Source organism: Streptomyces sp. NPDC053541, assembly GCF_044544705.1.
In the GTDB taxonomy this organism is placed as follows: Bacteria; Actinomycetota; Actinomycetes; order Streptomycetales; family Streptomycetaceae; genus Streptomyces.
Map to the genome: position 1 here is coordinate 1 of NZ_JBITXM010000012.1, position 13,989 is coordinate 13,989.

Below are 13,989 nucleotides of genomic sequence, written 5' to 3' on the forward strand. Positions count from 1 at the left end.
ACCGGGCCCCGGCCGCGGCGTGCCCGTCACGGTCGGGCGGGGTTCTTCCCCTCGTACCGCTGAACGTGCCGCCCTTGCCGGTGCGGGCATGCGGTAAGGCCTCCAGGCCGCCGAGCACACCGCCCACCAGCTCACCTTCGACGACAAACTCCGTGGCCTCGAGGCGGTACTCGACCGCGTCCGAGCCCGCTACGGCCCCTGCATCGCCGAGGCCGCATCCGCCTACCGCCGCGCCAGCTGAACCAGCAATTTCCCAGGCGGGGCCCCGGCAAACGCTCAGGGGCCGCAGGAACCCGCCAGCCGGAGCCAGGCCTGCCCGACAGCACGAGGTGGGCAACCTCCCCGGGCACGCACAGGGACGCGGGACCGTCCATCGGTACGACCCAGAACGCCGTGCAGCGGGGATCGCGAAGCGTCAGATCGGTCGCCGGTACACCGAGCAGGGCGTCGCGCCCCAGGCACTCGGCATCCGGGAGCTTCCACATCCGTGCCGTGCTGACGGGGGTCAGGGCGCAGAATTGGCGCGCGCTCTCGTCGTAGAAGACGGGCCCGCCCGACAGGGCTTCCTTCAGGAACTCCGCCACGCCTGGGAGGTACGTCGTGCCGGCAGCGCGGTACACGAGGTCCGCCGGCATGCGGACGGCGGAGAAGAGCACTCCGCAGCGCAAACGGGCAACACCGGAGGCAGCCCATTCCTGCCGGGCCGTCCGCCTGTCCGCGGCGGCCAGCAGCAGCCAGACCGCGGCCGCCAGTTCGCCGTCCCGGCGGGTGTGCACGAGGGTGCGCGGCCGCACCGGTAACCCACAGGCCTCTTCGTCACGGCCGCTCGCCCGTGTCAGCATGGTCAGCCCCCAGACCGTTGCAGGGATGTCCTTACCGGAGCAGGTCCTGCCCCGGCCGTCGAGACTATCCCCGCCCAGGGGAAACGGTTCGCCTGTCGACCTGATCCGCCCGGAAGGATGATCTGTCTCGGTCGACGTTTAGAGCAAGGAAGGCCCTGGTCAGACCGCAAACGTGCCCGGGCGGAGGTCCGTAGTTGGGTGCGGTTTCACTTCCTCCATTCGATCGGTCCGTTGATCACGTTCTTGGCGCTGAGGAGCGGCCGTAGCACGACGAGGGGGTTCGTTCGTCGTTGTGCCGGTCATGAGCCTTGTGAGTGATGACAGAGATGGCCTGATGTTCACTCAACTGACGGGCGCCTACTGGCTGGACCGCAACGAACCCCTTCAAGGGCCCCACGCCCGGCAGAGCGCCTAGCCACCTGCACCTGCGGATGAAGGCCGTGCTGCTGCTGATCGGTTCAGTCAGCTGCGGGTGGTGATGGTGCCGATCACGGTGACGGCCGCAATCGTGATGACCACGCTTGCCTGAACGTTTTGCCAGGCGTGCCGCGGACACCGTGTCGTTCCAGGGTGACGGTCGTTACGTGTGCGTGCACAGTGTCTGCGGCTGCCAGCACCACGTCGGCGTCTGGGGCCGCAGACACGCTCACAGGCTTGGCGACCTTGGGGGGAGAGTCGCGCTCAGGCCTTCGGTCCGGGATCGGTTGCCGGGGTGATCACCCCCTTGGCCCTCGCGAGGGCTCGGCCGTCCGGTCCTCACAGGCGGGGCCGAAAAGGTCCCGCACGGCGCCGGAACGACCATGCTTCTGCACCCTTCGCAGAACGGGCGCCGGCACCTGGCCGCGGCGGGGCACTGTGTCGGGTGTCCGCCGCTCCGGGATCGTGGGCTTGCGGTAGCGGGGGCAGCATGGAATGACGACACCCTCGACGGGGGTGCCGTCGGGAGCCGGGCCGAAGAACGGGGGCTTGAGCGATGGACGCGGACGATGCGTTCCAGGGAGCCGGGGGCCGCGGTGCGCAGGCGTCGCCGCCTGGAGGGTTGCTGGATCTGCTGGGGGTTGCCGCGGTCGTCCTGGATGCAGCAGGGCGGATCGTGCTCTGGAGCCCGCAGGCCGAGGAGGTCTTCGGCTTCACGGCGGAGGAGGCCCTGGGGCACGAGGCCGGCCGGCTGCTGGTGCACGAGGCGCACCGTGGGCTGGTGGTGAAGCTGTTCGCCGAGGTGATGGGCACGGGTGCGAGCTGGGCCGGTGCCTTTCCGATGCGGCACAAGGACGGCAGCACGCGGGTCGTGGAGTTTCGCAACATGCGGCTGCTGGACGACCGTGGTGACGTCTACGCTCTCGGTATCGCCGCAGACCGCAGCACGTTGCAGCGGATCGAGACGGACGTGGCTCTGTCCGAGCGTCTGGTGTCGCAGGCGCCCATCGGGATCGCTCACCTGGACACCGACCTGCGTTTCCTGATGGTCAACCCTGCTCTGGAACGGATCGACGGGATGAGCGTCGCCGAGCACATCGGGCGCCGTCCCCGCGAGGTCCTGCCGCTGATCGACATGGACACCATCGAGTCCGCCCTGCGGCAGGTCCTTGTCACCGGGACTCCGCTGATCGACCAGTACGTGGTCGGGCGGACCTCTGCGGCCCCGGAGAGTGACCGTGCCTGGTCGGTGTCGCTGTATCGCCTCGAAGATCCCGGCGGTCGGGTGACGGGCGTGGCGATGACGGTGATCGATGTCACGGAGCGCCATCGGGCTACTACGGAGGCGGATCGGGCGCGGCGTCGGCTGTCTTTGATCGCCGAGGCCTCCGCCCGCGTCGGCAGCACCTTGGAAGTGGAGCAGACGGCCAAGGAGCTGGTGGAGGTGAGTGTTCCGGAGTTGGCCGACATGGCCGCGGTTGACGTTCTCGACGCCGTCCTCGCCTTCCGCCCGCACAGCCCGTCCCGCGGGGGCTCCGAGGTGTTCCGGGCGCTGGCGGTGGCCAGCGCCTACCCGTCCGAGGTGACCACGGCCGCGGACAAGGTCGGTGATCTGGCGGCGTACGGCGCGGACCGGCTGATCACCCAGTGCGTCCGCACTGGGCAACCGGTCGTCGTCGCCCACGCCGGCACAACGGATCTGCGGCGCATTGCCCGTGACGCTGATGCCGCCTCCGCTCTGGCCCGTGCCAACGTGCATTCCTACCTGGCCGTGCCGTTGATCGCCCGGAACGAGGTCCTCGGCGCCTTCGATCTCATGCGGGCCCGCAACCCCTTGCCGTTCGACGCGGACGACGTCCTGCTCGCCGGGGAACTCGCTGCCCGAGCGGCCGTCGCCATCGACAACGCCCGCTGGCACCAAAGCGTCCGCAACACCGCCGAAACGCTCCAGCGCAGCCTCCTGCCCGGGCGGCCCCCTCCCCTGACCGGCCTGACCGTCGCCTCCCTCTACCAGCCCGCGCAGGCGACCCAGGAAGTCGGAGGCGACTGGTACGACGTCATCCCGCTCGCCGGGGACAAGACGGCGCTCGTGATCGGAGACGTCATGGGCAACGGCATCGACGCCGCAGCCACCATGGGCCGCCTGCGCACCGCCACCTGTGCCCTCGCCGACCTCGACCTCGAGCCCGATGCAGTCCTCCAGCACCTCGACCGGATCACCCACGGTCTCGAGCACTACATCGTCACCTGCGTCTACGTCGTCCACGACCCGCGCGACGGCCGCTGCCGCCTCGCGAACGCCGGACACCTCCCGCCCGTCCTCGCACGCACCGGCCGGCGCCCCAGACTCCTCGACCTGCCCACCGGTGCACCGCTCGGCGTCGGAGGGGTCCCCTTCCGCACCAGCAGCATCACCCTGAACCCCGGCGACCGGCTCGTCCTCTACACCGACGGCCTGGTCGAAACCCGCCATCACCCCCTCGACGAACGCCTCCACACCCTGCTGACCGTCCTCGACCAGGCACCCCAGGACGACATCGAAAGCACCTGTCAGCACCTCCTCAACAACCTCCGGCACCCCGACGACCACGACGACGTCGCCATCCTCATCGCACAAGCCCACAACTGAGCGGCACATCGCGGTCGCTGGTGCCACACTCCCCTCGCCGGCTTGTCCGGCTCGCTGGCACCGGCGTCGTTCCCACGCCGGCAGCAGGCGGCGGACGTCTCACGCCTCAACCGCAGGGTTGACGACTGGCGGGCGCCGCCTTCCTACACTCGCCTCCGCGGAGAGTGGCATTGGCAGTGCGGAGGCCGCACAGCGGTCGGGGAGGCTGACGTGCACGTGTTCCAGTTGCTGATACAGGTCTTCGTGGCGGGCACCCTCGTGTGGACGTCCGCGGCCGAACTGGTGGAGTACCTGCGGACGCGCTCGCGCCTGGTACGTACCACGGCTGTGGTGGTGGGGCTCGAGGACGGCGAATCGCGGCCCGGGGTCAAACGGCGCTCGACCGCCTTCCGGTTCACCACCGGGGACGGGCGGTCGTTCGAAACCACCAGCTCCGCCCAGACATGGCCCGGTCCCAAGGTCGGTACGTCGATCCCCGTCGTCTACGACCCCGAGCGCCCGTGACGGGCCGAACGCGCGGGTGTGCTGGTCTTCAAGCTCTGGCTCATGCCGTTGATGTTCGCTTTGGGGGTGTTCTTCCTCGTCCTGGCGGGACGGGACGTACTGTGACCGGCCGGTGCCGGCCGGTACGGTCGCCTCTCACCCGGGGCGTCACGTGGGCAGTTCCCAGACGGTGGCCTCGACGCGCGTCTCGCCGTCGCCCACCGGGACGCTGAGCACACGGATGTACGCGGTACGCCCCTCACTGGTCTGCAGACAGAACCGCTGGCCACGATCGATCTTCTCGGCGTTCGTGACCGGCTTCTGCCGCAGGGCGTCGAGGCACTGCTGTTCGGTCGGCTGTTCGTCGGGCATCCACCGGGCGAGTGCCTTGGGCTTCTCGTATCCCGGCTCGAGGTCGGGAGCGACGCCGTTGTGCCCGATCACCCGCAGGTCGTCGGTCGTGTCCCGGGTGTCGACCCACGCACCCGCGCCGGCCGGCGGGAGCGTGTCCAGCTCGAACGAGTAGGGGCTGTGCAGGAGGACCGGTCCGCTGCGCACCCGGGCCGAGTCCTCACCCGGTCCCTTGGTGTCGTCGTCCCGGGGCCACAGCAGGAACCCGGCCAGTGCCGCTGCCCCGACGCCCACCGCCACGACCGCGGCGCGACGCCCGCCGGTGAGAGGAGCCCGAGACCGCTTGGCGGTTCGCTGCGTTGCGGGCCGCTCGAGGTCGGTTCCCGGAAGGGTCGGCGCCGGCCAGGCCCGCTGAAGCAGCTCGGTGGCACGCTCGGCGTCCGCGCGCTCGTCGCCCACCAGCTGTGCCAGAAGTTCGGCCGCGGTGCCACGCCGGCCCGGGTCCTTGTCGAGTGCCCGGACCACGAGCCGGCGGAGGGGGTCGGTCAGTCCGGCGAGCTGAGGCGGCTCGGTCAGCACGCGCTGGTGGACCGCGAAGACCTCGTCACCGGGGAACGGCGGCGCTCCGGAGGCCGCGTACGCCATGACACAGCCCCAGGCGAACAGGTCCGCCGCGGCAGTCACCGGGCCCCCGCGCAGGACCTCCGGAGCGATGTAGCCGGGCGTACCCGACAGATGGGTCGGCTGCACCGAGGCACCCGGACCGTTCAGCGTGCGGGCGATACCGAAGTCGATCACTCGCGGGCCCACCGCGGACAACAGCACGTTCGACGGCTTCAGGTCCCGGTGCACGACCTGCGCATGGTGAATCGCGGTCAACGCCGCCGCCATGCCGACAGCCAGCTGTTCCAAGGCCGCACCCCGCAGCGGCCCGGACACCGTGACCAGTTCCTGCAGGGACGGGCCGTCCACGTATTCGGTGACGAGGAACAGGGGATGCTTGTCCAACTGCGCGTCAAGGACCGGCGCCGTACAGAAGGGCCGGACCCGACGCGCGGCCGTCACCTCACGTCCGAACTCCCGGGCGAACCGCTCGTCACCCGCCAGATGGGCGTTGATCACCTTGACCGCGACCAACTGACCGGCGTCGTCCTCAGCCGCGAAGACGGTCCCCATCCCCCCGCTGCCGAGCCGGCCCAGCAACCGGTACGGCCCGAGCTCTGATGGATCGTTCGGCTGCAGAGCGGCGAACGCCGCGCGGTCGACCATGTTGCCAATCCCCCCGGTTGACGGTGACGAGGCCCCACTCTAGGGCTTGTCCCGTAAACGATCTCCGAGGCGGTGCGGATGGGCGTGGGTCGTGGGCGGAAGCTAAGGAGGGGCTCGACACGTTCTTGTGCACCACGGGAGCGTCGCATGAGTTCACCCAGGTGTGACTGATCGGATACTGCTACGACGAGACCTTCGACGTGGGCTGAGGCTGATCATCTTGAGCGAATACGACATCTACGCCGGCTTCCGGGGGCCGCAGGCCCCTGGGGCCACCCTCGCGGAGGCCCTGCGGGCCGACTTCGAAACGGCCTTCGGCATCGAGTTCTTCTGTGACACCTACGGGCGATCCCCCTCCTTCACCTGGGGGGACAACGAGCACTGGCTGAGCTGCTGGGTCGCCGTGCCGCCAGACCTGGACGAGCCGCACCATTCCCACCCGGCCCGGGTCACTGCCCATCAGCCGGACTCGGACGCCTGGGCCCACCGGGTCTTCGACGCCCTGGACGCAACGGGCCGGTACTCGCTGTTCATGATCGAGGACGACGAGGACCTGGTCCGGACGAACACGGAGCTCGCCCGCACCCAGTGGGAAGTGGGAAGAGCGCTGATCCCCTGACCCGCAGCCAAGGATCTGTGCCTGGCTAGGAAGTGATCAGCGCGGCAGTGCCGGCGGGAACCGTGTGAGGATCTCGCCGTGACTGGTGTGATCACGGCGTCGCAGCCGTCCTGGATAGCCCCGTTCACCGGGCTGAGCGCGCGGCAGTTCGGCAAGCTGATCACCGCGCTGCGGCGCGAGGGTGCTGATCCGGTCCGCAAGGGCCGGCCCTGGAGCCTGCCCCTGGAGGACCGGGTCTTGCTGGTCGCCGCGTACTGGCGCACCAACCGCACCCTGCGCCAGCTCGCCCCACTGTTCGGGGTGCCTAAGTCGGCCGCCGACCGCATCATCGACCATCTCGGGCCGTTGCTCGCGCTGCAGCAGCGCCGGCGGTTCCGCAAGGACACAGTCCTGATCGTGGACGGCACCCTGGTCCCCACCCGCGACCACAGCATCGCCGAGCAGTCGAAGAACTACCGGTACTCCACCAACCACCAAATCGTGATCGACGCGGACACGCGACTCGTCGTCGTGGTCGTCCGGCCGCTGCCGGGCAACCGCAACGACTGCACGGCGTGGGAGTTGTCCGGCGCGAAGGGCGCCGTGGGCAGGACGACCGTGATCGCGGACGGCGGCTACCGGGGCACCGGCCTGGTCATCCCACACCGCCGCGAACCCGGCCAGGCCGAGCTCCTGGCCTGGAAAGAGGGACACAACGCCTCCCACCGCAAGGTTCGAGCCCGCGTCGAGCACACCCTCGCCCGCATGAAGACCTGGAAGATTCTCCGCGACTGCCGCCTCAAAGGCCACGGCGTCCACCACGCCATGCTCGGCATCGCCCGCCTGCACAACCTCGCCCTCGCCGGGTGACGGAGGAAGGCGCAGGCCATCCAGCATACCGTAGATCATTTACGGAACAACGCTTAGCCTGACGGGGATTCGACCGTTCGAGCCAGGGGTGGGGATCCGCATGGCAGCGCGCACGACCGACGCCACGGGACGCGGGCGGTGGCCGTCGGGCCGCCGGGGATCGGGGCGCGGGCTCCGCCCCCTGCTCGCGGCCGTCACCGCGCTGTGCGCCCTCGGACTTGTCACGGGCTGCTCCGCCGTGGGGAGTTCGCTGCGCCTCGTCTGGGAGGCCCCGGTCGACAACGGCGCCAGGAACTACGGCAACGGGGCCTGGCTGGTCGGCGAGACGCTCGTCCGCAGCCGGTACGACGCGGTCGGCGCCTTCGACGCGAGGACGGGCACGGTCCGCTGGGAGTACGCCCCGCCCGGGCAGGAGCACATCTGCGCCGTCAGCCGCCGCACGGCCGGCTCCGTACTCCTGATCGCCCGGGGGAACGTGATGAACGCGGGCTGCTCGACGGTCGCCGCGCTCGACCTCACGAGCGGCCGCGAGCGGTGGCACGCGCCCCGCACCCCCGGGGGAAACCTGACCGAGACGTTCACGGACATGGTCGCCGTCGGTGGCGGGGTCGCCGTCCTGCGGGACGCCGACGAGATGTGGACCCTCGACGACGACCTGTGGACCCCGACTCCCGGCCCGCCGTCTCCGGAACGAAGGCGCTGCGCGCCTTCGACCTGCGGACCGGCGCCCCGCGCTGGACGGCCGCCGTCCCCGAGGACTGTGTGCCCGAGCAGGTCGCCGCCGGGGAGCGGCAGGTCGTCGCCGTACTCGCCTGTGGCCGCACCGAACTGAGGCTGGCCGCGTTCGACCCGGCCGGCGGCGGGCTGCGGTGGACCGCTTCCCTCGGCGGGCGGACGGCGCCCGCACCGGACGGGCAGGTGGCCCTGCTGTCGGCCGAGCCGCCGGTCGTGCAGAACGGCGGGACGACGGAGGGCGGGCAGGGCGCCTTCCTCCTCTTCGGCGAGGACGGGAAGGCGGCCGGCCGGATCGAGACCACCGGCGGATACGGAACCATCCAGGCGCATGCGCCGGCCCTCGTCACCGTCGCGGACGGGCGGCTCTACGCCGGCGCCGAAATCAGAGAGCGCAAGTCATACCGGGACCGGGTGGTCGCCTTCGACCTGGCGAGCGGCAGCCAGGTCTGGCTGGAGGACGTGGCCGTCGCGGGCGGCCTGCGTGCCCTCGACGTGACCGGCGGCCGGGTGACCGTCCTCGCCGACCGCGGCTCCCGGCAGGGCGGGCTCGACGACCTGGTGGTGCTCGACGCCGCCACCGGTGAGGAGAAGGAGAGCATCGACACCGGCGTCGACGTGGACCGGCACAAGGGCGAACTGGCGGGCGTGCGCGTGTACGAGGACTTGGTCGTCGCCGTGCGCTGGGGCTCGGGAGCGCGCCCCTTCTCGGCGTACACGCGCGACTGACGGGCCGGGCCCGGCGGGAATCGTCGGACACGCCTTGGTGCGGCCGGTGGACCGGAGCGGCGACGGGTCGGCTGGTCACGCCAGCAGTGGCGTGAGGGCGCTGCGCAGCTGATCGGCGCACCGGGGCCCGGCCGTTTCCCGTCCGGCGGACCGAGAGCCTTCGGGCCCGGCCCGCCGGACGACTCGATCGAGGGGCTTCCTTGCGCCTCCCGGGCAGTGCAGCTGCTCCTGCAAAGCACCGTCGTACGTTTCACCGGGGTGCCGGACGGTGCCGTCGAAGGTGCCGCCGGGCCGCAGGACGCGGCAGACCGGGCGCGCCCGTGGACCGGCGCCACCACAACCCCCACGCAGACGGGCTGCCCGGCATGACCTCGTGAGGCATGGGCCCCCGGAAACCCCATTTCCGGCGAGCCTTCGGCAGTCAGTCCCCGGCCCGAGGGCCATGGAACTCCGCCCGCCTGATCTGTCAGCACGCCGACAAGGTGGGATGCTTCGCCGGTGAGACCGAACCGTGAGAAGAAGAGGCGGCCTCCCTTTGGCGTCCCGAAAGGCATCGTCCTGCTCGCGACGCCGCAAGGCTGGCGTCACAGTGTCCTCACCGCGGACGGGGGGATGCTCTGCGGGCACCTCGACGTTCCCGTCACCGCCGGCCCGGTCGAGGCACAGCAGGCTGCGGCGCTCATGGTCAAAGGCCTCGCACACGACCTCCACGACGTACAGGTCGAGGTGACCTGGGAGACGCCCGGGGAACCCGGGGGCTGGACCGCTGAGGTCACCATTGCCTCAACCTCTCCGGACGCCGGCGGCTGAGCCGGAGGAAGTCCTGCTTCACCTCTCTCGCGGTGCGCGGCGCGATCTCGGCCGGCTGATTGCTCGTACCGACGACGAGTTCGAGCGTCGTACCCTGCCCAGCCCTGCGCCGATGAACGCCTACACGAACTGCTGCGCCACAGCGTCACGGTGACCCAGCGGGGGGGGTGCCTCCGTGGCCGGTCGCGCCGGTGGGGCGGCCGTCGCGGTGGACCGGCATGACGCCCGCGCAGAGGAGGAGCGGCTTGTCGAGTGCGGTGGACAGGACGTGCAAGGGCGCCCGTCGGGCTTGACCGGGTCGACCAGGTAGGCGGTGGGCGCGCCGTGTGGGTGCCGGTCTCGCCGGATGGCCGCCCGGTCGTCGCGGCGGAAGCGAGCACGTGGCCGCCGATGTCGAGGACGGTGCGGTGAAGTTCCGGGCACATGCAGTCCGCGTACGCAACCATCGCATCGGAAGGAGGCCCGCCGGCACCGGTGTCGGCTCGTGGACGACGGCGTCCGGCCGTCCGCCTCAGCCGCAGGTGGCCGCCTTCCACTCGTTGCCGGCCGGGAGTGTCCGGTGAAGCGGGGTCAGTTGGCGAAGCCGCCCTTGGGTTCGATGATCTCCAGGTTCGTGCCGTCGGGGTCGTTGAAGTACGCGACCTTCGTGCCCAGTGCGGCTTCCGGGGTGACCTCGCCGGCGATGAACGTGTAGTCCTCGCCCAGGAAGTCGTAGCCGGCGTCCTTCATGCGCCGGTACACCGCGTCGAAGTCGTCGACCTTGAAGCACAGGTGCATGGAGCCGGGCCGGTTCGCCTTGCCGTTGGTGCGCTCGCCCACGGGGTCCTGGAACTCGATGAGGTCGATGCCGAGCCCGTCCATGTTGATCGTCGCGTACCGCAGTTTCGCGTTCGGCAGCCCCTGCGTGCGACCGAACGGCTCGCTCTCCATGGTTCCCCGCGCGACGGGCTCGCGACCGGTCAGGGCCGAGTAGAACGCGATCGAGGCGTCCAGATCGGACACCGAGATCCCTACGTGGGCCGCCTGGGTGAGGTGCATCGGCGTGTCGGAGACGGTCATGGGGCGCCCTCCCGGATTCGGACGTGTAGGGGTGTTCCTCGTACTTTTTCGGATGGTGACGGGTTTCGCATCCTGTCGAGGGCGTGCGGGGCGTTCACCACTCTCGGTCACTCAGATGCCGGCGGTCATCGTCGTGAGCACCTGCTGGTGCACCCGCTTGAGTGCGGTGACCAGCGTGACGAGCGTCAGCGCCAGGATCAGCACGGAGGCCAGCGGCGGCAGCCACACCGCGGCGACGCCGCCCGCGGCGAGAGCCAGGCAGCCGAGCACGCGTACGCCCCAGGCGCGGCCGGTGGAGACGTAGTACCACCAGGCCTGCGTGATCACGTACAGGATCGGGCCTCCGAACAGCAGCAGGGCGATCTCGGCGCTGCCGTGTCCGGTGGGGTGGCTGATCGCGAGTTCGGCGCCGACGGCGAGCGCGACCACGCCGGCCAGGGTCGTGTACTGCCCGCTGACCGCGTGGCGGACCGGGAGGAGTGCGTCGTCCGTCGTCGTGACGTGCAGGGTCAGGATGTCCTCGCCGCCCTTGAAGTAGCTGGCGCACAGGCAGACGACGGCCACGAACACCCCGAGTCCCGCGGCCACGGTGGCGACGTCGACCGGGGCGTCGGAGATCACCGTGCCGATGGTCAGCACGGTCTCTCCGAGTTGCAGGATGATGAAGAGGCGGATCCGCTCGACCATGTGCTCGGCGTCGAAGGTCAGGTCCCGGGAGGAGAGGACGTTGCCGGGCAGCGGGTGGGCCAGCCACACACCGGCCATGTCGACGAGGGCGGCCGCCGCCCAGCATCCGAGCCGCGGCGTGTGGTCCATGGCGGCGCCGATGATCCACAGCGGTACGGAGAGCAGGGCCCAGGCCGTGACGCGTCGGTAGTGCCGGCGCAGGACCGGGGTCGGGGCGGCGATGGCGGCCGTGACGTCGGCGAGGAGGAGGATCGCCGCCAGGGGAACCACGAAGGCCCAGGGCCGGTCGCCGAAGGCGTGCGGGATCTGCGCGTTCATGAACAGGCCGAGCCCCATCACCGCGAGGACGAGCCGATGCGTCAGGGGCCGTTCGACGTCGAGGAAGGTCGCGTCGAAGCTCGTCAGCGCCCAGGTGGAGAGGACCGCGATCAGCATCACGGCCGTCTCGGCGGCCCCGCGCCAGGACAGTTCGTCGTGCAGGTGGTGGGCGAGCTGGCCGACGGCGAACACGAACACGAGGTCGAAGAACAGCTCCAGCGGGGAGACGCTCCGGCGCAGATTGCCCACGAACGATCCGCTGGTCATGGGGCGGCTCCGTTCGCGGAGGGTCCGCTGCCGGACGATCCCCTCTTCAGGCTCGGCATGGATTCACGATCCGGCCATGCCTCCCGGCCCGCAACGCGAGGGTGCCCGGGCATGCCGCAGCCCGGGCACGCCGGGGGCGTGTCCGGGCTTGCGTGGTGCGGCTCTCGGTCCTCGTGGGGCCGCGGTGTCAGGCGGACAGGGTCGTGTGCAGGGCTTCGAGGCCGTCGGCGTAGATGCCGGTGAACAGGTCGACGACGGCCTGCTCGGTGGCGCCCTTGGGGTGGAAGCGGCCGGACCACTGGACCTCGGCGACGTCGTCGCGGCCGGGGACCGGGTGGACGCGGAGGGTGGAGACGTAGCCGTCGACGGGGAAGGGCGCTTCGAGGATGGCGTAGCTGTAGTGGCGCTCGGCCTCGTCGAACCCGACGAGGCGCTCGATGATGACGTCGCCGTCGGGGTTGGTCAGGCGGCGGACCCGGCCGCCTTCGAGAGCGGTGCTCTCGGGGATGTACGGGAGCCAGTCGGGGAGGGCGTCGAAGCCGCCGATGAGGTTCCAGACCTGCTGGGGGGAGGCGGGGACGACGCGGGAGACGGAGGTGGAAGCCATGGTGGTGCTCCAGGGTTGCTTACGTGCGGGGGTCAGGCGTTGTCCGGGAGCGGGGCGGCCGGGCTGACCAGGCCGGCGGCGCGCAGGTCGGTCCAGAACGCGGCCGGGACGGTCTCGTTCAGGGCTGCGGTGTCCTCGGCGATGCGGCTGGGTCGGGTGGCGCCGGGGATGACGGCGGCGGCGGCCGGGTGGGCGAGGGAGAACTGCAGCGCGGCGGCCTTGACGGAGATGCCGTGCTTCTGGGCCAGGGCCTTCAGCCTGCCGACGCGCTCGATGATCTCGGCGGGGGCCTGCTGGTACTCGAAGTGGGTGCCGCCGGCGAGGATGCCGGAGCTGTAGGGGCCGCCGACGACCATGTCGACGTTCTGCTCCTGCGCCATGGGGAGCAGGCGGGTCAGGGCGTGCTCGTGGTCGAGGAGGGTGTAGCGGCCGGCGAGGAGGAAGCCGTCGGGCTGCGGCTCGTCGAGGGCGAGGGTCAGCTCGATGGGCTCGGTCTTGTTGACGCCGAGGCCCCAGGCCTTGATGACGCCTTCGTCGCGCAGGCGGGACAGGACGCGGAAGGCGCCGGTGCGGGCCTCCTCGAACTTGGCCAGCCAGGCGTCGCCGTGGAAGTCCTGGGCGATGTCGTGGACCCAGACGATGTCGAGACGATCGGTGCCGAGGCGCTTGAGGGAGCCCTCGATGGAGCGCTCGGTGGCGTCGGCGGTCCACTCGTGGAGGATCTTGTTGGGGTTGCCGTGCTCGAAGAGGCCGCCCTTCTCGCCGAAGTCGGGGACGTCGGTCTCGTGTTCGTCGAGGACGACCCGGCCGACCTTGGTGGACAGCACGTAGGCGTCGCGCGGCTTGTCGGCGAGGACCCGGCCGAGGCGCTCCTCGGCGAGGCCGGCGCCGTAGAAGGGGGCGGTGTCGTAGAAGCGGATGCCGTGGTCCCATGCGGCCTCGACGGTGGCGGCGGCCTCCTCGTCGGGGATGGCGCGGAACATGTTGCCGAGAGGGGCGGTGCCGAAGCCGAGACGGCCGGGAAGGATGTTCTTGAGCGACATGAAGGTGCCTTTTCGGTGGGTGGTGCCGGGCTGGATGGGATCCCGGCACAGTGGTGAGGCTCAGGGCCCCTGCGGATGGCAGGTGACCGGCGGGGGTGTCGTGGCGAGGGGCACACGAGCCGGTCCGGCAGGCGTCATGCGCGGCGAAACTGCTTGCGTAGGCGCCTTACGAGTGACAACAATAATTGCATGCGCGGGCTAATGCAAGGCGGACCACTCCCGCCCGGGGTGTTCGTCAGGATTGATCAATGCCCAGAGCACCGGACACGGGTGCGCGC

Annotated in this window: 12 protein-coding genes; 7 read left to right on the top strand and 5 right to left on the bottom strand. The window is 70.6% G+C overall.

From position 1 onward, the window contains the following. The first annotated feature begins 1,815 nt into the window (after positions 1 to 1,815). Together ACIGW2_RS28540 and ACIGW2_RS28545 are read left to right on the top strand one after the other, a co-directional pair. Positions 1,816 to 3,888, top strand: a complete 2,073-nt coding sequence (locus ACIGW2_RS28540) for a SpoIIE family protein phosphatase (RefSeq protein WP_399846868.1) — start codon at positions 1,816 to 1,818, stop codon at positions 3,886 to 3,888. 210 nt (positions 3,889 to 4,098) lie between these two features. Next, a complete protein-coding gene (locus ACIGW2_RS28545; RefSeq protein WP_399846870.1) occupies positions 4,099 to 4,392 on the top strand; it encodes a DUF3592 domain-containing protein in 294 nt (97 codons plus the stop codon). A 147-nt stretch (positions 4,393 to 4,539) separates the two neighbouring features. Here the strand turns inward: ACIGW2_RS28545 and ACIGW2_RS28550 are convergent, their stop codons facing one another. Next, positions 4,540 to 5,991 (bottom strand): serine/threonine-protein kinase, encoded by a 1,452-nt coding sequence (locus ACIGW2_RS28550; protein WP_399846872.1) that lies wholly within the window; start codon positions 5,989 to 5,991, stop codon positions 4,540 to 4,542. A 220-nt stretch (positions 5,992 to 6,211) separates the two neighbouring features. Between ACIGW2_RS28550 and ACIGW2_RS28555 the strand changes: the two genes are divergently transcribed. The 5 genes from ACIGW2_RS28555 to ACIGW2_RS28575 all read left to right on the top strand — a co-directional run bounded on the left by ACIGW2_RS28555 (position 6,212) and on the right by ACIGW2_RS28575 (position 9,730). Next, entirely contained in the window at positions 6,212 to 6,610 is a 399-nt protein-coding gene (locus tag ACIGW2_RS28555; RefSeq protein ID WP_399846873.1) for a hypothetical protein, read from the top strand. Positions 6,611 to 6,688: 78 nt separating this feature from the next. Further along, positions 6,689 to 7,459, top strand: a complete 771-nt coding sequence (locus ACIGW2_RS28560) for a transposase (RefSeq protein WP_399846875.1) — start codon at positions 6,689 to 6,691, stop codon at positions 7,457 to 7,459. 100 nt (positions 7,460 to 7,559) lie between these two features. Next, a complete protein-coding gene (locus ACIGW2_RS28565; RefSeq protein ID WP_399846877.1) occupies positions 7,560 to 8,291 on the top strand; it encodes a PQQ-binding-like beta-propeller repeat protein in 732 nt (243 codons plus the stop codon). Continuing rightward, positions 8,174 to 8,920, top strand: a complete 747-nt coding sequence (locus ACIGW2_RS28570) for a PQQ-binding-like beta-propeller repeat protein (protein WP_399847161.1) — start codon at positions 8,174 to 8,176, stop codon at positions 8,918 to 8,920. Before ACIGW2_RS28565 ends, ACIGW2_RS28570 begins: the two co-directional genes overlap by 118 nt. A gap of 498 nt (positions 8,921 to 9,418) precedes the next feature. Next, positions 9,419 to 9,730: a hypothetical protein gene (locus ACIGW2_RS28575; protein ID WP_399846879.1), complete on the top strand. Its 312-nt coding sequence runs from the start codon at positions 9,419 to 9,421 to the stop codon at positions 9,728 to 9,730. A 570-nt stretch (positions 9,731 to 10,300) separates the two neighbouring features. Here ACIGW2_RS28575 and ACIGW2_RS28580 read toward each other — a convergent pair. The 4 genes from ACIGW2_RS28580 to ACIGW2_RS28595 form a co-directional block, all read right to left on the bottom strand. Beyond that, entirely contained in the window at positions 10,301 to 10,789 is a 489-nt protein-coding gene (locus ACIGW2_RS28580) for a VOC family protein (protein WP_399846880.1), read from the bottom strand. A 111-nt stretch (positions 10,790 to 10,900) separates the two neighbouring features. Then, positions 10,901 to 12,061, bottom strand: a complete 1,161-nt coding sequence (locus ACIGW2_RS28585) for a low temperature requirement protein A (RefSeq protein WP_399846881.1) — start codon at positions 12,059 to 12,061, stop codon at positions 10,901 to 10,903. A 187-nt stretch (positions 12,062 to 12,248) separates the two neighbouring features. Beyond that, complete coding sequence (locus tag ACIGW2_RS28590; protein ID WP_399846883.1) at positions 12,249 to 12,668, bottom strand: SRPBCC family protein; 420 nt, start codon at positions 12,666 to 12,668, stop codon at positions 12,249 to 12,251. 32 nt (positions 12,669 to 12,700) lie between these two features. Beyond that, positions 12,701 to 13,711 carry an aldo/keto reductase gene (locus ACIGW2_RS28595; protein WP_399846884.1) on the bottom strand — a complete coding sequence of 337 codons (1,011 nt, stop codon included), beginning with the start codon at positions 13,709 to 13,711 and terminating at the stop codon, positions 12,701 to 12,703. Positions 13,712 to 13,989: the final 278 nt, after the last annotated feature.

Bases quoted from the DNA above. Each gene is read 5' to 3' on its own strand.
- ACIGW2_RS28540 (WP_399846868.1), top strand. From the start codon at position 1,816: ATGGACGCGGACGATGCGTTCCAGGGAGCCGGGGGCCGCGGTGCGCAG.
- ACIGW2_RS28550 (WP_399846872.1), bottom strand. From the start codon at position 5,991: ATGGTCGACCGCGCGGCGTTCGCCGCTCTGCAGCCGAACGATCCATCA.
- ACIGW2_RS28565 (WP_399846877.1), top strand. From the start codon at position 7,560: ATGGCAGCGCGCACGACCGACGCCACGGGACGCGGGCGGTGGCCGTCG.
- ACIGW2_RS28580 (WP_399846880.1), bottom strand. From the start codon at position 10,789: ATGACCGTCTCCGACACGCCGATGCACCTCACCCAGGCGGCCCACGTA.
- ACIGW2_RS28585 (WP_399846881.1), bottom strand. From the start codon at position 12,061: ATGACCAGCGGATCGTTCGTGGGCAATCTGCGCCGGAGCGTCTCCCCG.
- ACIGW2_RS28590 (WP_399846883.1), bottom strand. From the start codon at position 12,668: ATGGCTTCCACCTCCGTCTCCCGCGTCGTCCCCGCCTCCCCCCAGCAG.
- ACIGW2_RS28595 (WP_399846884.1), bottom strand. From the start codon at position 13,711: ATGTCGCTCAAGAACATCCTTCCCGGCCGTCTCGGCTTCGGCACCGCC.